General features: G+C 72.3%; 15 protein-coding genes and 2 pseudogenes. 9 read left to right on the top strand and 8 right to left on the bottom strand.

Going from position 1 to position 18,543, the window contains the following annotated elements:
- Window positions 1–106 precede the first annotated feature (106 nt).
- Together fxsT and ACXKR8_RS09220 are read left to right on the top strand one after the other, a co-directional pair.
- The gene (gene fxsT, locus ACXKR8_RS09225; RefSeq protein WP_458272410.1) at window positions 107–3,187 is read left to right on the top strand and encodes an FxSxx-COOH system tetratricopeptide repeat protein; all 3,081 of its coding nucleotides are present in this window, start codon (window positions 107–109) and stop codon (window positions 3,185–3,187) included.
- 98 nt (window positions 3,188–3,285) lie between these two features.
- Complete coding sequence (locus ACXKR8_RS09220) at window positions 3,286–3,663, top strand: hypothetical protein (RefSeq protein WP_458272409.1); 378 nt, start codon at window positions 3,286–3,288, stop codon at window positions 3,661–3,663.
- Window positions 3,664–3,677: 14 nt separating this feature from the next.
- On the opposite strand, the pseudogene ACXKR8_RS09215 reads toward ACXKR8_RS09220, so the two are convergent.
- Together ACXKR8_RS09215 and ACXKR8_RS09210 are read right to left on the bottom strand one after the other, a co-directional pair.
- Window positions 3,678–4,846: pseudogene (locus ACXKR8_RS09215) on the bottom strand (damage-control phosphatase ARMT1 family protein).
- A 49-nt stretch (window positions 4,847–4,895) separates the two neighbouring features.
- Window positions 4,896–5,102 (bottom strand): hypothetical protein, encoded by a 207-nt coding sequence (locus tag ACXKR8_RS09210; protein WP_458272407.1) that lies wholly within the window; start codon window positions 5,100–5,102, stop codon window positions 4,896–4,898.
- 324 nt (window positions 5,103–5,426) lie between these two features.
- Here ACXKR8_RS09210 and ACXKR8_RS09205 point away from each other — a divergent pair, with 324 nt between their 5' ends.
- From ACXKR8_RS09205 to ACXKR8_RS09190, 4 genes and pseudogenes are all read left to right on the top strand, one after another.
- Complete coding sequence (locus tag ACXKR8_RS09205) at window positions 5,427–5,966, top strand: ferritin-like domain-containing protein (RefSeq protein WP_458272406.1); 540 nt, start codon at window positions 5,427–5,429, stop codon at window positions 5,964–5,966.
- Window positions 5,849–8,625: pseudogene (locus tag ACXKR8_RS09200) on the top strand (glutamate--cysteine ligase). The gene ACXKR8_RS09205 and the pseudogene ACXKR8_RS09200 overlap by 118 nt, the downstream one beginning before the upstream one ends.
- Before the next feature lie 13 nt (window positions 8,626–8,638).
- Entirely contained in the window at window positions 8,639–10,471 is a 1,833-nt protein-coding gene (locus ACXKR8_RS09195; RefSeq protein WP_458274932.1) for an N-acetylglutaminylglutamine amidotransferase, read from the top strand.
- The gene (locus ACXKR8_RS09190) at window positions 10,468–12,375 is read left to right on the top strand and encodes a S9 family peptidase (RefSeq protein WP_458272404.1); all 1,908 of its coding nucleotides are present in this window, start codon (window positions 10,468–10,470) and stop codon (window positions 12,373–12,375) included. The genes ACXKR8_RS09195 and ACXKR8_RS09190 overlap by 4 nt, the downstream gene beginning before the upstream one ends.
- Before the next feature lie 27 nt (window positions 12,376–12,402).
- On the opposite strand, the gene ACXKR8_RS09185 is transcribed toward ACXKR8_RS09190, so the two are convergent.
- The 5 genes from ACXKR8_RS09185 to ACXKR8_RS09165 form a co-directional block, all read right to left on the bottom strand.
- The gene (locus ACXKR8_RS09185; protein WP_458272403.1) at window positions 12,403–13,368 is read right to left on the bottom strand and encodes an anti-sigma factor RsbA family regulatory protein; all 966 of its coding nucleotides are present in this window, start codon (window positions 13,366–13,368) and stop codon (window positions 12,403–12,405) included.
- Window positions 13,365–14,258: an MEDS domain-containing protein gene (locus ACXKR8_RS09180; protein WP_458272402.1), complete on the bottom strand. Its 894-nt coding sequence runs from the start codon at window positions 14,256–14,258 to the stop codon at window positions 13,365–13,367. The genes ACXKR8_RS09185 and ACXKR8_RS09180 overlap by 4 nt, the downstream gene beginning before the upstream one ends.
- 88 nt (window positions 14,259–14,346) lie before the next feature.
- Entirely contained in the window at window positions 14,347–14,721 is a 375-nt protein-coding gene (locus tag ACXKR8_RS09175) for a hypothetical protein (RefSeq protein ID WP_458272401.1), read from the bottom strand.
- An 83-nt stretch (window positions 14,722–14,804) separates the two neighbouring features.
- On the bottom strand, window positions 14,805–15,380 hold the full coding sequence (locus ACXKR8_RS09170; protein ID WP_458272400.1) for a helix-turn-helix domain-containing protein: 576 nt from the start codon (window positions 15,378–15,380) through the stop codon (window positions 14,805–14,807).
- A complete protein-coding gene (locus ACXKR8_RS09165; protein WP_458272399.1) occupies window positions 15,380–16,102 on the bottom strand; it encodes an alanyl-tRNA editing protein in 723 nt (240 codons plus the stop codon). The genes ACXKR8_RS09170 and ACXKR8_RS09165 overlap by 1 nt, the downstream gene beginning before the upstream one ends.
- Window positions 16,103–16,243: 141 nt before the next feature.
- Between ACXKR8_RS09165 and ACXKR8_RS09160 the strand changes: the two genes are divergently transcribed.
- On the top strand, window positions 16,244–16,486 hold the full coding sequence (locus ACXKR8_RS09160; RefSeq protein WP_458272398.1) for a plasmid stabilization protein: 243 nt from the start codon (window positions 16,244–16,246) through the stop codon (window positions 16,484–16,486).
- Window positions 16,487–16,550: 64 nt separating this feature from the next.
- Window positions 16,551–16,859 carry a WhiB family transcriptional regulator gene (locus ACXKR8_RS09155; protein WP_458272397.1) on the top strand — a complete coding sequence of 103 codons (309 nt, stop codon included), beginning with the start codon at window positions 16,551–16,553 and terminating at the stop codon, window positions 16,857–16,859.
- Window positions 16,860–16,954: 95 nt separating this feature from the next.
- On the opposite strand, the gene ACXKR8_RS09150 is transcribed toward ACXKR8_RS09155, so the two are convergent.
- Window positions 16,955–17,497, bottom strand: coding sequence for a TetR/AcrR family transcriptional regulator (locus ACXKR8_RS09150; RefSeq protein WP_458272396.1), 543 nt, complete (start codon window positions 17,495–17,497; stop codon window positions 16,955–16,957).
- A 42-nt stretch (window positions 17,498–17,539) separates the two neighbouring features.
- Here ACXKR8_RS09150 and ACXKR8_RS09145 point away from each other — a divergent pair, with 42 nt between their 5' ends.
- Window positions 17,540–18,505 carry a D-2-hydroxyacid dehydrogenase family protein gene (locus ACXKR8_RS09145; protein ID WP_458272395.1) on the top strand — a complete coding sequence of 322 codons (966 nt, stop codon included), beginning with the start codon at window positions 17,540–17,542 and terminating at the stop codon, window positions 18,503–18,505.
- The last annotated feature ends 38 nt before the right edge of the window (window positions 18,506–18,543 follow it).

Below are 18,543 nucleotides of genomic sequence, written 5' to 3'. Positions count from 1 at the left end.
GCACGCTGCTACGTGATCGCCGGGAGGGACTCGCCGCGTTCCAGTCATCCATCTGACTGACCCCTCAGCCGGCCGCCCAGTTCCCGTCCACATGGATTGAGGAAGCGTGGCACCCGATTTCTTCTTCAGCTACGCGCGAGCCGATGACACGGACTTCTATGTCCGCAAATTCCACAACGACCTGTGCGCGGCGGTGGACCGACTCCTCGGGCACCGACCGCAGGACGACAACAGTCCTACCGGGTTTCGTGACGGTCTGCACGTCCCGGTCGGCACGGACTGGAGTACGTGGATCGGCAGGATGCTTGCCACCTGCCGGTGCATGGTGGCGTGCTACTCGGACGCGTACTTCCGCAGTGCTCACTGCTCGCGGGAGATCGGGGTGCTGATCCGCCGCATGCGAGTGACGGCGGTCGTGCCGGACGGCCCCGTGCCAGGGCTGGTCCCCGTGCTGTGGGAGCCGGTGCCGATACCGAAGGAACTCACCGCGTTCCAGTACACGACGGACCTTCTGGGCCACCGCTACCAAGAGGTGGGCATGCGCAGACTACTGCTGGAGCGCCACATCGGTCCGGACTACCGCGACGCGGTGGAGTTCATAGCCCGGCAGGTGGCTCAGGCATCTCAAGCAGGCGGACCAGCGGTGCTGGACGTTCAGCCGTTCGGCGCGGGACCGTTGTCCTTCTCCCCTCGTGGCGCCGCAGTGGCCGGGTCCAAGCCGTCGCCGAAGGTCTGGCGTGTTCCAAGTAGAAACGCCCAGTTCACCGGACGCGACGCACTGCTCGCCGCGCTGTCCAGGGGCTTTCGCGACGACACGGCCGCCGGCCGACTTCCACAGGTACTCACCGGCATCGGCGGGGTGGGCAAAACGCAGACCGCCGTGGAGTACGCGTACTGCTCAGCCGAGGACTATGATCTTGTCTGGTACCTCGATGCGAGCCAGCCCGAACTGGTCCGCCGTGAACTTGCCGAGATGGCGGTGCCACTCGGACTCAACGTCAGCACTGACATCCCGACTGCCGCAGCGAGCGTGCTGGAGGCGCTTCGCCGGGGCGAACCGTGCCAGCGTTGGCTGGTGGTGATGGACAACGCAGAGCAGCCGGAGGCGCTACGCGGCCTGATCCCCAGTGGCGCCGGCCACGTCCTGCTGACCTCGCGCGATTCCGAATGGGACCTTCTCGCCAGTCAGTTGGACGTCACCGTCTTCACCCGTGAGGAGAGTATTCGGCTTCTGCGGCACATCAACGGCACACTCAGCCAAGAGGACGCGGCGCGCATCGGCGAGATCCTCGGTGACCTGCCCCTCTCCGTCGCCCAGGCCACAGCACTGCTGCGGCTGACCGGTATGCCGGCATCGGTCTACCTGGATCTGCTCGACCAGAGGCTCCCCGACGTCCTCAGCGAACCGGTATTCGGCGGTTATCCCCATTCGGCCACGGCTACCTGGTTGCTCGCCTACGACCGGCTGCGCTCGTTGAGTCCCGCAGCAGCACGGCTGCTGACGCTCTGCGCCTTCCTCGGTCCCGCACCGATCCCCACAGAGATTCTCTACACCCCGCAATCGGCGGAGATCGCGGGAGCGCCGACCGGCCCACTGGAGATGGCCCGGCTGGTGCGCGAGATCAACCGACACGGCATTGCCCGACTCGACCCTGACAACGCGTCGCTCTCCGTGCACCGACTGGTCCAGCAAGTGCTCCGGAACAGGGTTCCCGAGCCTGACCGGGCGGGCTTGCGCGCAGAGGCACAGGCCATCCTGGGTGCCTCCGACCCAGGCGAGCCCGACAATCCAGCGACCTGGGACCGCTACGCCACCCTGCTGCCGCACCTCACGCCCTCCCGAGCGCAGGAGAGCACCGACGACGGGGTGCGCCAGTGGATCGTGAACAGCGTGCGCTACCTCTGGCGGCGATCTGATCTGACTGTCGCGGAGTCAGTGGCCGAGCAGGCCTACGCCGTCTGGCAGCCCGTCTTCGGAGACGACGATCCATTGGTGCTCCACCTGCGCGCCCAATGGGGCAACGCACTGCGCTTTCACGGTCGCCTGGCCGAAGCGTACGAGCTCGGTCTCGACGTCTACCGCAGAGCGGAAGCGACGCTCGGCCCTGAAGATCCGATCACCCTGGTCGCCGCCGCCGGCTACGCCGCGGACTTGCGCGCTGTCGGCAACTACGGCCGTGCGCGGAGCTTGGATGCGGTGACCTATTCCAAATCGCTACGGGTTTTCGGGGAGCACCATCCACGCACGCTCATGATGGCGAACAACCTGGCCCAATCCATCAGCCTGACCGGCGACTACCGGGGTGCCCGAGAGGCCCGCGAAAGCGTCTGGGAGAAGCGCCGACGTTTATCCGGTCCGGATCACCCGGACACCGCCGCCACAGCGTCCAACTATGCGTACGACCTACGTGAGACCGGTTCCCAGGCTGCGGCCCAGGAGATCGCGGAACAGGCTGTGGCCGATCTGCGTCGGCTGCTGGGCGAGCAGCATTCCTACACCCTTGGCGCGATGCGGAACCTCGCCGGCGTACTGCGTCGCTGTGGTGACTACACGTTGGCCCTGGAGGCAGCAGAGGACGCCTACTCCGTCGCCTGCGGCACTTTCGGTGAACGACATCCCCATACCCTGTCCGGTGCCGTCACCCTGGCCTGCGCCCGCTCGGCGAGCGGGGAGGCGAAGGATGCGCACCTGTTGGCGGAGGCAACCTTCACGCTGTATGACGAGCAGTTGGGCCCACGGCATCCGCTTACCCTCGTGAGTGGCGTCAATCTGGCCGTGTACCGCCGGGCCGTCGAGTCGGCCGGTGACCCCGACATTCTTTCCGTCGAGTCGCTCACGCTGCTACGGGAAGTGCTGGGAGACAGGCACCCCTACACGCTGGCAGCGATGGTGAACCAGGCCAGCTGCCTAGCGGCAGCCGGAATTCCCCACGACGCAGTCGCACTCGGTCGAGAAGCACTCGCCGGCCTGGAAGCGGCGGTGGGGGAACGGCACCCGGACACCATCGGCTGTCTTGCGAACCTCGCTGCCGACCTACGGCTCGCAGAGCGGCGGGAGGAAGGGCAGGCCTACTACGCCCAGGCGATGGAACGCAGTCGCGCGGCCCTGGGCCCAGCCCATCCGGTCACGACACTCATCCTGAGGGCGGAGCGGATCGACTGCCTGCTGGAGCCCCCCGAGACCTGATGCCGTCAGCCGATCGACGGCACGGCCAAACGGTGCGACACCGCGACCCCGGACGTATCCAGGTGTGAGCGGACGGGGGGACGGGGCAGGAGGAGGGGATGGAAGACTTCGACGTTCCCAGCCCTGAGGACAAGGTCGGTCTCTACCTCGAAGCACTGGAGCTGCAGATGGCGCCCGAGCAGTTCCGGGTGCTCGGCTCCCTGCTGGAGGGGGCCGGCCAGCTGTACGAGACCGGCATGAAGAGCGTGGACGCCTTTGTGGAGGCGGAGGACGAGGAGTTCCTCACCGAGGATGTGATGGAGGAGTTCCTGGTCATCGTCGGCATGCTCAGCACCGGCCGGATGGACCAGCAGGTCGTGGACATCGGCAGCGGGATCACCACCGTGGTGACCCAGGACGTGGCCGAGGATCCGGCCCGGATGCGGGACTTGCGGCACTGGGCCGCGGAGCAGCGCACCCTCCGCAACGAGAACTGACCTGAAGACCAGGCCTACGGACGGAACTGAAGCACCGCGCTGGTGCCGCTGGTGCGCCAGCCCGGCTCGGCGTCCAGCGCCGCCGCGGTGGCGGCGTCGAGGCCGACCACCACGTCCGACTTGACCGTGCGCAGGGCGGCGACCTGTCCCGGGAAGTACGCGGTGACCTCGGCGAAGGGGTGTCGGCCGGCCAGTGCCGGTCCTCGACCAGGCGGCGGTAGTTGAGGTCGCCCTTGGTGATCGTCAGGGTCGCGGCGGCGAGGTCGGCCCGGAGGTCGTCCGGCATCGCCCGGAACGGGAACGGCGCGCAGAAGAAGTCGTGGGTGGCAACGGTGAGCCGCCCGCCGCCGATCGCCCGCCAGAGCCGTGCGCCCGTCTTCCCGGCCGTGCCGGGGGCGTCCCGCAGCCGCCGCAGGGCCGCGTAGGTGTCGGCGGGCGTCGCGTCCGAGACGTAGTACGGCTGCGGCTTGACGTAGAGGGTGGCGGTGGTGGCGAGGCCCGAGCCGAGCAGGTGGTCCAGCAGGACCAGGTCGGGCAGCAGCTCGCGCCCGGCGTTGTCGGCGATCAGGCAGACCCGCCCCGGCGGACGGTCGCGCAGCCGGGCCAGCACCGCGGCGCTGTCGTCCACGAGCAGGTCGCCCAGGGCCGAGAGGCCGTCCACCCGGTCGGCGGAGATCTCGAAGCAGAGGTCGGCGCGGTTGCCCCAGAGCGAGGACAGCAGCAGGGCGCTGCTCAGCTCGGCCTCCGCCAGGCCGTCCAGCCGGTCGAGCGCGGCCAGTTCCGCGTCCACGGCCGGGCCGAGCAGTTCGGCGTCCTTGAGCGGCGCGAACGGGTCCACCCCGGCCATCGGTCCGGGGCCGAACCAGCCGGTCGCGGACAGCAGCCGGCGGTAGAAGTACACCTCGGCCCACAGGAACGGCGGCTCGGTCCACGGCAGGCCCAGGTAGGGCCGGCACCACTCGTCCCACACGTCCCGGTCGTGCGCGGTCGGCTCCAGCGGCCCGATCAGCCCGCCCACGGCCTCCCGCTCGAACGCGGCCAGCCGCCGCAGCTGCTCCGGCGGGTACGGCAGCGCTTCCCGCAGCTGCTGGAACAGCAGCGGATGCCGTTCGTGGAACACGCTCCAGGGGAACCCCGCCGGATCGCTGCTCACGATCACCGGCGCGGCGGAAGCGGCAGGCACAGCGTCGTCGTCGAGGTGCACGTGCGGGTGGACCGCCTTCCGCTGCGGGTCAGGTCCTGAGGTAGGCCACGAACAGTATGGACGCCACCGGTATCGCGAAGACGGCCTGCACGGTGTCGACGTAGAAAACCGAGCCGCGCACGGCCACGCGGACGTCGGTGAGGCGGGCCAGGCGGCGGGCCGGGTCGTCAGGGGCCGGGATGATCTCGGCGATCAGATGCAGATCGGTCGCGGTACGCCACTGCAATGCGCTCAAAATACACGTGCTCCTGGCATCAGGTACGAGTGGATCGGGTACGAGTGGGACGGGCCGGATCAGCAAAGGGCGAAGGCCCTGCCGCGCGGGGGCACAACAGGGCCTTGCGGCGATCATCGTAGGAAATGGGACGCACTTCGCACTACGCCCACGAGGGCACGAATCACTGTGCCATCGAATGCTGGCAAGATCCTTTGTTTCGTCTGCGTACAGCTTGGTGACCACCGGCTGCATGGCGGCAGGCGGCAGGGGTAGACGCACCCTCGGTTTCGCGGGCCCGCCTCCGGTGGGCCCGTCCGGCGAGATGGAAGGCAGTGCAACCCCATGGCGGAGTTTCTCACCGACATCAAGACCCTCAGGGACCGCGCCCGCAACGAGATGGGCAAGGGTCCGGTGACGGACGCCTACGGCGCCGATCTCAAGCGGGTGCTGCAGGTCCTCAATGAGGCGCTGGCCACCGAGATCGTCTGCGTGCTGCGCTACAAGCGCCACTACTACACCGCCAGCGGCCTCTACTCGGAGCCGGTCGCGGCGGAGTTCCTGGAGCACGCGGGGGAGGAGCAGACCCACGCCGACCTGCTCGCGCAGCGGATCGTCCAGCTGGGCGGCGAGCCGGACTTCGACCCGGACACCCTCAGCAGCCGGTCGCACACCCCGTACGACGCCAGCGCCGACCTGATCGACATGGTCAAGGAGGACCTGATCGCCGAGCGCGTCGCGGTCGCCTCCTACACCGAGATCGTGCAGTGGCTCGGCGACAAGGACCCGACCACCCGCCGGGTGTTCGAGCAGCTGCTGGCCCAGGAGGAGGAGCACGCGGACGACCTCCGCGGCCTGCTGGAGCGCATTCCCGGCGATCGCTGACGGCGGGACAGGGGAGGGGCGGGCGAGGGGCGGGAGTCGGCGTGGTTGTCGCGGTAGGTGTCGAGGAGGAGTTCCATGTCGTCGATCTGCGGAGCAGGTCGCTGGTGCCGAGAGCCCGCGCGGTGCTCGACCGGCTCCCCGAGCGGGGGTTCACCACGGAGCTGCAGCAGTCCATCGTGGAGGCGAACAGTCGCCCCCACCGCGAGCTGGCCTCGCTGCTGGAGGATCTGACCGCGTCCCGGCAGGCGCTGAACGCGGCGGCCGAGCCGCTCGGGCTGGCCGTGGTCGCGGCGGGCACGGCCCCGCTGGCCAACCTGGGCAGCATCGAGCCCACCGACGATCCGCGCTACCACCGGATGGCGGAGAACTACCGGGTGGTCGCCGAGGAGCAGCTGATCTGCGGCGCGCAGGTCCATGTGGACATCCCCGACCGGGACACCGGCGTGATCGCCATGGGCCTGCTGGCCCCCTGGCTGCCGGTGCTGCTGGCGATGTCGGCCAGCTCCCCGTTCTGGCTCGGGGCCGACACCGGCTACGCCAGCTGGCGCACCCTGCTCTGGCAGCGCTGGCCCACCACCGGGCCGGCCGGCTGCTTCGACTCGGCCGAGCACTACGACGCCACCATCGCCGCGCTGGTCCGCTCCGGGGTGATCAGCGACACCGGGATGGTCTACTACGACGTCCGCCCGTCCGCCCATCTGCAGACCCTGGAGCTGCGGATCTGCGACGCCTGCCCGCGGGCGGAGACCGTGGTGATGATCGCCGGACTGTTCCGGGCGCTGGTCACCGACGCCTGCGCCCATGTCGCGGCCGGCGTCCGGGCCCCGCAGGGTCGGCACGAGTGGCTCCGCGCCGCGACCTGGCGGGCCGCTCGCTCCGGCCTCGAGGGCGATCTGATCGACCCGTCCAGCGGCCGTCCGATGCCGGCCCAGCGGGTGGTCCGCGCGATGCTGACCCGGCTGCGCCCGGCGCTGGAGCAGGCGGGGGACTGGGACACCGTGGTCGAGCTGTCCGAGGCGGTGCTCGGCCGGGGCAGCGCGGCGCACCAGCTGCGCCGCCTCGCCGCCCGGGACGGCCACAGCGCGGTGGTGGACCTGCTGATCGCCGAGACCAGGGGCGAACGCCCCGGACCGCGGCTGGTCCGCAGCGGCACCCTGATGCGCGGCTACCGGGCCGAGCGGGACGAGGCGGTCACCGGCGCGGGCGAGGTCCGCGAGTCCTACCGCGCGGTGCTGGACGGGCTGCAGCGGCAGGAGCTCGGCGGGCTGCGGGCCCGGGTCAGGGAGCGCGACGCCCGGCAGTGGCAGGAGGGCGTGACGTTCCGGGTGGACGGCGACGACACGCCGCAGCTGTTCCCCTACGACGTGGTGCCGCGACTGGTCGACGCCCAGGACTGGGAGCTGCTCAGCCGGGGCGTGGCGCAGCGTACCCGGGCCCTGGAGGCGTTCACCCACGACGCCTACGGCGAGCGCACCGCCGTCCGTGACGGTGTGCTCCCGGCCGGGATGGTCGAGCTCTCGGCCGGACTGCGCGACGCGGGACGCTCGGTGCCGCAGGGCGCGGTGCGGATCAATGTGGCCGGTCTCGACCTGGTCCGGGACGCCGCCCGCGGCTGGCTGGTGCTGGAGGACAACCTCCGGGTGCCGTCCGGGGTGGGCTACGCCCTGGCCGCCCGCCGCTTCGGCGTGCTCGATCCGGGGCCCGGCGTGGCCCCGCTGGACGGCGTACCGGCGGCGCTGCTGCGCACCCTGCGCGCCGCCGCGCCGGCCGGGGCGGCGGCGGATCCGCTGATCGCCGTGGTCAGCGACGGCCCGGACAACTCCGCCTGGTACGAGCACCGGCTGCTGGCCCGGAGCATGGGCGTGGCCCTGCACACCCCCGAGGACCTGGTGGTCGATCCGGACGGCCGGGTCCGGGCCCGCCGCCCCAGCCGGACCGGGCCCGACGACGGCCCGTCTCCTGAGCTGTCAGAACATCCCTTCGACGTGCTCTACCGCCGGATCGACGAGGACGACCTGGCCAAGGCCGTCGGCGCCGACGGCAGGCCGCTCTGGCCCGGACTGCTGGCGGCGGTCGAGAACGGCACCCTGGCCCTGGCCAACGCCCCCGGCAACGGCGTCGCCGACGACAAGTCGCTCTATGCCCACGTCCCCCGGCTGATCCGCTACTACCTGGGCGAGGAGCCCCTGCTGGAGCAGGTGCCGACGCTGCTGCCGGGCGAACCCGGACGGCTGGACGAGGTGCTGGACCGGCTGTCCGAGCTGGTGGTCAAGCCGGTGGACGGGCAGGGGGCGCCGGCGTGGTGATCGGCCCCTATGCCTCGCCGGAGACGCTGGCCCGGCTGCGGGCCGCGCTGCTGGAGGCCCCGGACCGCTGGGTGGCCCAGGACGTGGTGGCGCTGACCAGCCATCCGACCTTCGACGGCGAGCTGCTGGAACCGCGGGTGGTGGACCTCAGGGTCTTCGTCTGCGCGGAACGGGAGGGCGACGGGCCCGGCGCGGTCGGTCTGCGGACCACGGTGCTGCCCGCCGCGCTGACCCGGGTCGCGGCCGGCGGCAGCCTGATCGTCAACTCCTCGCGCGGCGGCGGCGCCAAGGACACCTGGATACAGCTGAAAGACAGTCAGCACCCTACAACTGATGAGGTATCAGCATCATGACCAGGAGCTGGATATGTGCGGCCTGAGCGGAGAGGTCCGCTTCGACGGATCCCGTCCCGACCTCGCCGCCGTCGAGCGGATGACCGACCGGCTCGCCGCCCGGGGTCCGGACGGCCGGGGCGTCTGGGCCCAGGGCGCGGTGGCGCTGGGCCACCGCAGGCTGAAGATCATCGACCTGTCCGAGCGCGGCGCCCAGCCGATGGTGGACACCGCCGCCCCCACCGACCCGGCCGCTCTCACCGACACCGCCCTCGGCGGCGCGGTCGGCATCACCGGGGTCTTCAACGGCTGCCTCTACAACCACCGCGAGCTGCGGGTCGAACTGGAGGCGGCCGGACACCGGTTCTTCTCCAGCTCCGACACCGAGGTGCTGCTCAAGTCCTACCGCCAGTGGGGGATCGACTGCGTCGACCACTTCGCCGGGATGTTCGCCTTCGCCCTGGTCGAGCACGACACCGGGCGGGTGATCCTGGGCCGGGACCGGCTCGGCATCAAACCGCTGTACCTGGCCGAGGTCCGGGGGCGGCTGCGCTTCGCCTCCTCGCTCCCGGCGCTGCTCGCCGCGGGCGACGTGGACACCTCGCTGGACCCGGTGGCGCTGCACCACTACCTCAGCTTCCACTCGGTGGTCCCGGCCCCGCGCACCATCCTGGCCGGGATCCGCAAACTCCCGCCCGCCACGGTCCGGGTGATCGAACCGGACGGCAGCCGGCGGGACCACCTCTACTGGAACCCGTCCCACACCCGCCGCCCGCAGGACCAGGGCATGGACGCCGCCGACTGGCGCGACGCCGTGCTCGACTCGCTGCGCACCGCGGTCCGCCGCCGTACGGTCGCGGACGTCCCGGTCGGCGTGCTGCTGTCCGGCGGCCTGGACTCCAGCCTGGTGGTCGCCCTGCTGGCCGAGTCCGGCGCGCGTGACCTGGCCACCTTCAGCGTCGGCTTCGAGGCCGAGGGCGGCGAGCAGGGCGACGAGTTCGCGTACTCCGACCAGGTGGCCCGCCGCTACGACACCGACCACCACCGGATCATGGTGCCCTCGGACCGGCTCCCGGCCGCCCTGGACCACGCCGTCGCCGCCATGAGCGAGCCCATGGTCAGCCATGACGCGGTCGCCTTCGACCTGCTCGCGGATGAGGTAGCCAAGGAGGTCAAGGTGGTCCAGAGCGGGCAGGGCGCGGACGAGATCTTCGCCGGCTACGACTGGTACCCGCCGCTCGCCGCCACCCCGCGCGACCGGGCCGCCGCCGACTACGCCAAGGTCTTCGTCGACCGCCCGCACAGCGCCCTGGCCGCCATGCTCCAGCCCGGCTACCTGCTGGACCACGACGCCTCCGGCGACTTCGTCCGGGACCAGATGGGCCGGCCCGGCGCGGACACCGCCCTGGACGCCGCGCTGCGGCTGGACAGCCGGATCATGCTGGTGGACGACCCGGTGAAGCGGGTGGACAACATGACCATGGCCTGGGGCCTGGAGGCCCGGGTGCCCTTCCTCGACCATGAACTGGTGGAACTCGCCGCGGCCTGCCCGCCCGAGCTCAAGCTCGCCCAGGGCGGCAAGGGCGTCCTCAAGGACGCGGGACGGCTGCTGCTGCCGACCGGCATCGTGGACCGGCCCAAGGGCTACTTCCCGGTCCCGGCGATCCGGCACATGGCCGGACCAGTGCTGGACAAGGTCACCCAGGCCCTGGCCGCCCCCGAGGCCAGAGCCCGCGGCATCTTTCGCGACGACTATCTGCGGGAGCTGCTCAGCGCCCCCGACCAGCACCGCACCACCCTGGGCTCCAACGCGCTGTGGCAGGCCGCGCTGCTGGAGATCTGGCTGCAGACCCACGGGATCGCATGAGCACCGACCCCGCGGCCGCCCCCGCCGCCCACCGCTGCTGGCACGCCTGCGCCGACCCGACCGGCACCCGGGCCGCCTTCATCTGCGACCGCGGCGGCGTCCCCCAGCTCTGGACCGCGGCGCTGGACGGCACCCACCTGACCGGCACCCACCTGACCGGCACCGACCTGACCGGCTCGGCCGAGGGCGCCGACCCGCGACTGCTCGACCCGGCCACCGACCCGGTCACCTCGGTGTCCTGGTCGCCGGACGGCCGCTGGATCGCCTACACCGCCGCCCTCGACGGCGGCGAGCACGCCCGCGTGCTCGTCGTCCGCCCGGACGGCACCGGACGCCGGGTCCTGGCCGGGGCCGACACCCGCGCCGCCGCCTACCTCGGCTGCTGGACCCGCGCCGGAAGCGCGCACGGCTGCGCCCTGGCGGTGACCGAGGCGGTCGCCGACGCCGCGGGCGACCACGGGCTGCTCGCCGCCTCCCTGGTCGACCCGGAGGGGCTGCGCCCGCCGCTGCGCCTCGCCACCGAGACCGGCGCGGCCACCCTGCGGATCTGCGACCTCACCGCGGACGGCCGGCTCGCCCTGCTCCGCCGCGGTCCCCGGGGCCGACGCGAGGCCGTGGTGCTGCGGCTCGCCGACCGGGTCGAGACCTGCGTGCTGCCGGTCGCCGACGGCGACCCCTGGATCGGCTGCTTCGCTCCCGACGGCCGCACGCTCTGGCTCCGCAGCGACGCCGACCGCGAGTTCGCCGCGCTGCTCGCGGTCGGCCTCGCCGCGGACGGAACCCCGGAAGGCAGCGCCGTCGCCGCCGAACAGGACGGCGCGGACCTGGAGCTGCTGGCCCCGGACCGCGACGGCACCCGCGCCGCCCTGGTCTGGAACCACGACGGCAGCAGCGCCCTCCAACTCGCCACCTTGCAGCTCGCCACCCTGCGGACCGACGTCCCGCTCCCGCACGAGGTCGTCACCCGCGCCGACGCCGACGCGGTCGGCGGCTTCCTGCTCTCGCTCTCCGGCTCCACCCGCCTCCCCGGCGTCTGGTCGCTCCCGCCGGGCCCGGCCGACGCCGACCCCCGGCGCACCCGCTGGTCCTCCCGCCGCGCCGATGCCGCAGGCCCCGGCCGTCCGGCCGTCCGGCCCCAGCGGCTGCACCTGCGGGCCAGGGACGGCCTGCCGCTGGCCGGCTGGCACTACCGCGCCCCCGACAACTGGAACGCCCCCGGTCTGCCGCCCTGCGTGGTCCATCTGCACGGCGGCCCGGAGAGCCAGGAGCGGCCGGTGCTGGAGCCGCTCTACCAGCACCTGCTGGGCCGGGGCTTCGACGTCTTCGCCCCCGATGTCCGCGGCTCCTCCGGCTACGGCCGCTCCTTCGTCGACGCCGACCTCGGCGACGGCCGCTTCGCCGCGATCGACGACGTGGCCGACTGCGCCGCGCACCTGGTCCGGGCCGGCCTGGCCGACCCCGGCCGACTGGCCGTCATGGGCCGCTCCTACGGCGGTTACCTGGTGCTGGCCAGCCTGGTCCGCAACCCCGCCGTGTTCCGGACCGGCATCGACGTCTGCGGCATGTCCGACTTCGCCACCTTCTTCGCCGGGACCGAGCCCTGGATCGCCGAGTCGGCGGCGGTCAAGTACGGCCACCCGGAACGCGACCGGGAGCTGCTGCGGAAGCTGTCGCCGCTGGGCGCGGTGGGTGCGCTGCGGGTGCCGCTGCTGGCGGTCCACGGGGCCCAGGACACCAACGTCCCGCTCGGCGAGTCCGAGCAGTTCGTCCGGGCGGCCAGGGAGCACGGGGTGCGGGCCGAACTGCTGGTGGCGCCGGACGAGGGGCATGAGTTCACCCACCGCGCCAACCGCGAGCTGTTCTACCGAACCGCAGCTGACTGGCTCGAACAGCAGCTCTCCTGAAGCAGCCTGACGAAGCCTCAGCTGACGCTACGTCAAGGACATGTGCAGTCGGATCGTGGTCCCGGTCTCCGGCGCCGACCTGATCTGGACCAGGTCGCACAGCTGCTGGACCAGCCACATCCCGTGCCCGCCGACCTGCTCCGCGCTCGGCCTGACCCGTCCGATCAGCGGGTCCTCGATATAGCCGGCGTCGTGGAACTCGCAGCTCAGCTGGGTCCGGTCGGCCCAGACCCGGAGGGTGCCGCGGCCGCCGCCGTGGTTGATGCTGTTGGTGGCGACCTCGGTCACCGCGATCAGCAGCTCCCGCAGCCTGGCGCCGCCGAACCCGTGCTGCGCCGCGCAGTCGGCCACATGGTCCCGCACGGCCGCCAACTGCCCTGGGCCGTAGGAGACCTCGGGATACTGCTCGCCGGGCGGGACCAGGTCCGCGAAGGGGTAGGGGCCGTCCAGGTAGTCGCTGCTCGGCTCGTGCGCGCCCGCGCTGAGCCGCAGCGGATGGCAGTGGCCCACGGCCTCCAGCACCGCCGGGCCGCAGACCGCCACGTCGTACGGGCAGAGCAGCCACCAGGCGGGGGACTGGACGAAGGCCCGGTTCAGCAGCCACTCGTGGTAGCGCAGTTCGGCGGCCTCGACCGCGGACCGCCCGGACCAGTCCGACTCGCCGATGCCGCGCACCGGCCGGCCGGCGCCGGTGTGCTTGCCGATCCAGTCCTGCCAGGCCGGGATCAGCCGGGCCGGGTTGCGTCCCAGCGCGTCCAGGTCCATGAAGGAGACGCTGCTCTCGGCGGCGGTGCCGTCCAACTCGTCCCGCAGCAGCCGCTGTTTCGGTTCGGCGACGGCGACCAGCACGGTCTCGCCCTCGGTCAGCGCGTCGTCGATGAAGGAGAGCGCGCCGTCCAGGAACTCGGTGCGGCCCTCGTAGGCGTACAGCTCGTGCCGGAACCCGGGGCGGTCCGGCTCCGCGGCGGTCGCGCTGTCGAGGTCGCCGGTCATCGGACGAACTCCACGGCGCTCTGCGGGGCGCCGTAGCCGAGCAGGTCCCAGCAGCGGCGCACGGTGTCATTGGCCTGCTCGACCAGCACCCGGCGGCCCGGCGCCGTACGCGCGGCCTCGGCCAGGGCGCGCAGGCCGGCCGTGTCCATCAGCTCCAGGTGCTCGCAGTGCAGCCGCACCGCGGCGGTCGGGTCCAGGCCGACCGGCTCAAGTCCGACCGGCTCAAGTCCGACCGAGTCCAGGCCGACCGGGTCGGCCAGCAGTGTGCTCACGGCGGTGCGGAAGGCCGCGGCCCCCTCGGCATCCACCACGCCGCTCACACTCCAGCAGTTCGGTCCCACGCTGAACATCCGAAACCCCGACGGGGCCGGTCCCTCCTGGCCCTCCCTGCCCGTGCGCTGCGGATGTACACCCGTCACCTGTGCCAGCGCGGTTGGGGAGAAGTTCTGCTGGTGGTAGGCGCAGACCACGATCGCGCCGCTGCCGGCGACCAGGGCGTCCAGTCCGAGCTCGTGCCGGGCCACCTGCTCCGGGCTTGCTCCGTCCGGCCACAGCCGGTCCATCCGGGCCAGCACCCGCAGCGCCCGGAAGCCCTCCCGGTCGGCGGTGTCCACCTCGCGGCGCACCGCTCCGAGCACGGCTCCGGCGTCCCAGTCGACCCCTCGGCCGCGGTCGGCCACCGGATCGACCAGCAGGCCCTGGGCCACACCGTCGGGGGACCAGCGCGGGTCCGGCGCGCCGACGACCATGACCTTGTCACCGAACAGCGCGCCGTCGGCCGCGAAGGCACGAGCGGCGCCCATGAAGTCCTCGCCGGGGTCGACCAGCCAGCAGACATGGTCCCCGACACCGACCGGATCGAGGGTCACCACGTTGCGTGCGACTCTCACGCAGCCCCTCCTCCGTACGCCTGGAGCGCACTTTATACCCACGGCGTCCGATGTTCGGACGCCGACACTTCAAGCGGGCCGAGGCTCGTCAGGGCTGTTCGTCGCTGTGCGCGCACACCCAGGACAGGGCGTCGTGCACGCCGCGCACATAGTCCCTGGGGACGGTCCGGTGCGCCTGCTGCGCCAGGCTGACCTCGGAGGCGTCGATCTCGGCGGTGAGGTCCAGCAGGTCCGGCGGCTCGTCGTGGACGTCGCCGGTGACCGGGGCCACCGTGCCGCGCCCCAGCGCCCACAGGTAGCCGGCCAGGGCGCCCCGGCTCAGCGCGGTCTGCCGCTGCGGCGCGGCGGCAGCCGCCTCCAGCGCCGCCTCCGCCCGCTCGACCTCGGCCCGGGGCCTGGCCCCGACGAGGTCCTCCGCGGCGGCTGGGGCGGGTGCCCGTTCGGATGCAGGAATGTCAGTCATACCTGGACGCCTTGCCGGAAACAGAGCCCGGAAACTAAGCCCGGAAACCGTGGCTGTGCCGGCGGACCGCGTCCAGGAGGTGCTCAGGTGCTGATGGGGGAGGCGAAGACGACGGTGATGTCGACCTCCTCGGCGTCGGTGCGGTAGAAGTGCGGGGCGTCCCCGGCGAAGGCGAGCATGTCGCCGGGGCCGAGCTCCTGCGGGGCGTCGACCGGCCCGGCGGTGACCTGCCCGGTGGCGATGAGCAGGTGCTCGATGGTGCCGGTGGCGTGCGGGACGCCGGCCAGCTCCGTCTCCGGCGGAATGCGCAGCCGCCAGATCTCCAGGCTGTTGCCGCTGCTGATGCGGCGCAGCAGCTCCCGGGAGACCTCGCCGGGCTCGATGTCGGTGCCCGGCCGGAAGACCGGCCCGGTGTCGGCGTCACGCGCCAGCAGGTCGGCGATCGGGATGCGCAGGGCGATCGCGATCGCGTCCAGGGTGTCGATGGTCGGATTGCCGTTGCCGGCCTCCAACTGCGACAGGGTGGCCTTGCTCAGCCCGGCCCGCCGGGCCATCTCCGCCGCGCTCATGCCGCGCTGCTGGCGGCGCAGCCGGATCTTCGCGCCGACCGCGGCCGCGGTACTGCTCACCGGCTGGCGGCCGGACGGCGGGGGCGTCATCAGCGGGTCCGGTGGGCGGCGGAGTAGGACACCCGGATGCGGCCCTTCTTGACCCGCAGCGTCGGCAGCACCACCTCGGCCAGGTCGCCGAGGCTGCGCACATGGGTGCCCCCGCAGGGCGCGGCGTGCAGCGCGTCCAGGTGCACCACGCGCCGCCCGTCGGCGAGGTACTGCGCGGAGACCGGCAGATCGTCGGCGATCGCGGCCTGCACCGCTGCGCGCAGCACGGCCGTCACCTCCTCCCGGCCCTCCGGGTCGGCCAGCCGCGGGTCCGCCGGGGGTACCTGGAAGTCGAGGCGTGCCTGACCGGGGAAGTGGTTGCTGCTGACCAGCTCCCAGCCCTGGGCCCGCCCGACCGCCTCGACCAGGTGTCCCGCCGTGTGCAGCGCGGCGTGCGCGGTCCGGGTCGGCAGGTCGATCCTGGCCCGCACCTGCTGCCCCTCGGCCAGCGGCGGAAGGCTGCCGCCCTCGGGCGCCACGGCCACCACCAGTCCCGACTCGCGGTCCCGGACCGGGACGATCTGCGCGTCCTCCAGCCATCCCCGGTCGGCGAGTTGGCCGCCGCCCTGCGGGTGGAACAGGCAGTGCTCGACCGCCGCCCATGGCGTCCCGTCCTGCTCGCCGACCGCGATCACCCGGGTGTCCACCTGCGCCAGGTAGGTGTCATCGAGGTAGGTGCTGACCTGTGCGCCTGCGTGGAGAGTCTCGAATGAATGAACCATGCGTTCACTATATCGAACGATGGCGCCCATGGGCAGCCTGTGCGGAACTGCGCAGGACTGACCCGGGCGGGCGCGGGTACGCGACCCGCGAGAGAACAGTTCCGAGCGGTTGTCACAGCCGAAAGGAAGGGGTGACCCGTCATGCCTCGTGGGTCCTCACCGAAGCGGGAACGGCAGTACGAGCACATCAAGGAAGGCGAGCAGAAGCGCGGAGTCGGCACCAAGCGCGCCGAGGAGATCGCCGCCAGGACGGTCAACAAGGAACGGGCCAGGGCCGGCGAGACCGGGCCGTCCTACCGCCAGCTCTACGCCGAGGCGCAGCGCCGCAACCTCAAGGGCCGTTCGATGATGCGCAAGGCGGACCTCGCCCGCGCCCTGAGCTGAGCTGAGCCGCAGCTTTGAACCGCACCCCCACCGCCACACCGACGCAGAATCGAGGGAGCAGGGCGTGACTGACGTATCCCGCTTGCCGGGCCCTTTCCAGCACCAGTGGGACTGGCAGTCGCACGGAGCCTGCCGCGAGGCTGACAGCGGGATCTTCTTCCACCCGGCCGGTGAACGCGGCGAGTCGCTTCTGCAGCGGGACCAGGCCGCCAAGCAGGTCTGCGCCCGCTGCCCGGTCCTGCTGGCCTGCCGGCGCTACGCCCTGGAGGCCGAGGAGCCGTACGGGGTGTGGGGCGGCCTGTCCGAGGACGAGCGCCTCGCCCGCACCGGCGGCACCCGCCACCACCGCCGCCGTCGCACCCTCGCCGGCTGAGCGTCGCCACCGACCCCCGCTGAACCGCCCTGCTGAGCGGCCGTGCTGAACCGCCCTGCTGAGCGGCCGTGCTGAACCGCCCTGCTGAGCCGCCGTCAGACCGTGCCGACGCCGCGCAGCAGGGTGTCGACCAGGACGTCGGCGGCCTGGGCCGGGTCCAGCTCGGGCAGGCTGTGCGAGGCCAACTGCAGCTGCTGCCGCAGCAGTCCGCTCACCCAGCCGTCCGGCAGGCCGGCCCGGAGCAGCCCCTGGTCGACCGCGCGCCGCAGAAAGGCGTCGACCTGCTCGGTCAGCCGGCCCCGACGTTCCCTGCTGGACTCGTCGGCGCGCATGCGTACCAGCTCGACGGGCCATCTGCGGTTGACCGCGATGATGCCCTCGGCGTAGCGGTGCAGTGCCACCGCGACCGGGGCCTCGCGCAGCCGCGCGGTGTCGACGGCCTGCTCGACCGCGTCCAGCCGGGCCTGGTCAATGGCGGCCAGCAGCTCCTCGCGGGAGGCGAAGCGCCGGTAGACGGTGCGCCGGTCCACGCCGGCCGCGGCCGCGATGGCGGCGATGCTCGTGGCGGGGTCCTCGGCGAGCAGGCGGGCGCCCGTGGCCAGGACGGCTTCCAGGTTGCGCACGGCATCGGCTCTCACCGTCCCAGTCTGGGACAGAGAAGAGGATCTACACTCCCTGGGGTGACGAAGACCTTCCGCTGTGCCGTGCTCGACGACTACCAGGGCGTCGCGCTGTCCCTGGCCGACTGGTCCGCCCTGGGCGACGCGGTGCAGGTCACCGCGATCGACCGCTACCTCGGCAGCGAGGACGAGGTGGTCGCGGCGATCGGCGACTGCGAGATCGCCGTCGCGATGCGCGAACGCACTCCGTTCACCGAGCAGTTGTTCGCCCGGCTGCCGCGGCTTCGGCTGCTGATCACCTCGGGCATGCGCAACGCGTCCATCGACCTCGCCGCCGCCGCTCGGCACGGGGTCACCGTGTGCGGGACGGCCAGCAACTCGGAGCCGCCGGTCGAGCTGACCTGGGCGCTGATCCTGGGCCTGGCCCGGCACCTGGTGCCGGAGAGCACCGCGCTGCGGGACGGCGGCCGGTGGCAGAGCACCCTCGGGGCGGATCTGCACGGAAGCCGGCTGGGCCTGCTGGGCCTGGGGAAGATCGGCGCCAAGGTGGCCCGGGTGGGCCAGGCCTTCGGCATGGAGGTGTCGGCCTGGAGCCAGAACCTCACCGCCGAACGGGCCGACGAGGTCGGCGTACGGCTCGCGGCGGGCAAGGAGGAGTTGCTGGAGAGCAGCGACATCGTGTCGGTCCACCTGGTGCTCAGCGACCGGACCCGGGGGCTGGTCGGCGCCGACGAGTTGAAGCGGATGCGGCCCTCGGCCTACCTGGTCAACACCTCGCGAGCGGCCCTGGTGGACCAGGACGCGCTGGCCGAGGCACTGCGCGAGGGGTGGATCGCCGGGGCGGGCGTCGACGTGTTCGAGACCGAGCCGCTCCCCGCCGACCACCCCTTCCGCTCGCTGCCCAACCTGCTGGCCACCCCGCACCTCGGCTATGTGACCCGGCGCAACTACCGCGGCTACTTCGAGGAGGCGGTCGAGGACATCGCCGCCTTCCTGGCCGGCGACCCGGTCCGACGCCTGCGGTAGTCCCGAGGCCGGCAGCAGTGACGCCCGGTCAGCCGGCG

The organism is Streptacidiphilus sp. PAMC 29251, assembly GCF_054208735.2.
This window is presented reverse-complemented; position numbering and strand designations above follow the sequence as displayed.

Bases quoted from the DNA above. Each gene is read 5' to 3' on its own strand.
- ACXKR8_RS09220 (WP_458272409.1), top strand. From the start codon at position 3,286: ATGGAAGACTTCGACGTTCCCAGCCCTGAGGACAAGGTCGGTCTCTAC.
- ACXKR8_RS09205 (WP_458272406.1), top strand. From the start codon at position 5,427: ATGGCGGAGTTTCTCACCGACATCAAGACCCTCAGGGACCGCGCCCGC.
- ACXKR8_RS09195 (WP_458274932.1), top strand. From the start codon at position 8,639: ATGTGCGGCCTGAGCGGAGAGGTCCGCTTCGACGGATCCCGTCCCGAC.
- ACXKR8_RS09190 (WP_458272404.1), top strand. From the start codon at position 10,468: ATGAGCACCGACCCCGCGGCCGCCCCCGCCGCCCACCGCTGCTGGCAC.
- ACXKR8_RS09185 (WP_458272403.1), bottom strand. From the start codon at position 13,368: ATGACCGGCGACCTCGACAGCGCGACCGCCGCGGAGCCGGACCGCCCC.
- ACXKR8_RS09175 (WP_458272401.1), bottom strand. From the start codon at position 14,721: ATGACTGACATTCCTGCATCCGAACGGGCACCCGCCCCAGCCGCCGCG.
- ACXKR8_RS09170 (WP_458272400.1), bottom strand. From the start codon at position 15,380: ATGACGCCCCCGCCGTCCGGCCGCCAGCCGGTGAGCAGTACCGCGGCC.
- ACXKR8_RS09165 (WP_458272399.1), bottom strand. From the start codon at position 16,102: ATGGTTCATTCATTCGAGACTCTCCACGCAGGCGCACAGGTCAGCACC.
- ACXKR8_RS09160 (WP_458272398.1), top strand. From the start codon at position 16,244: ATGCCTCGTGGGTCCTCACCGAAGCGGGAACGGCAGTACGAGCACATC.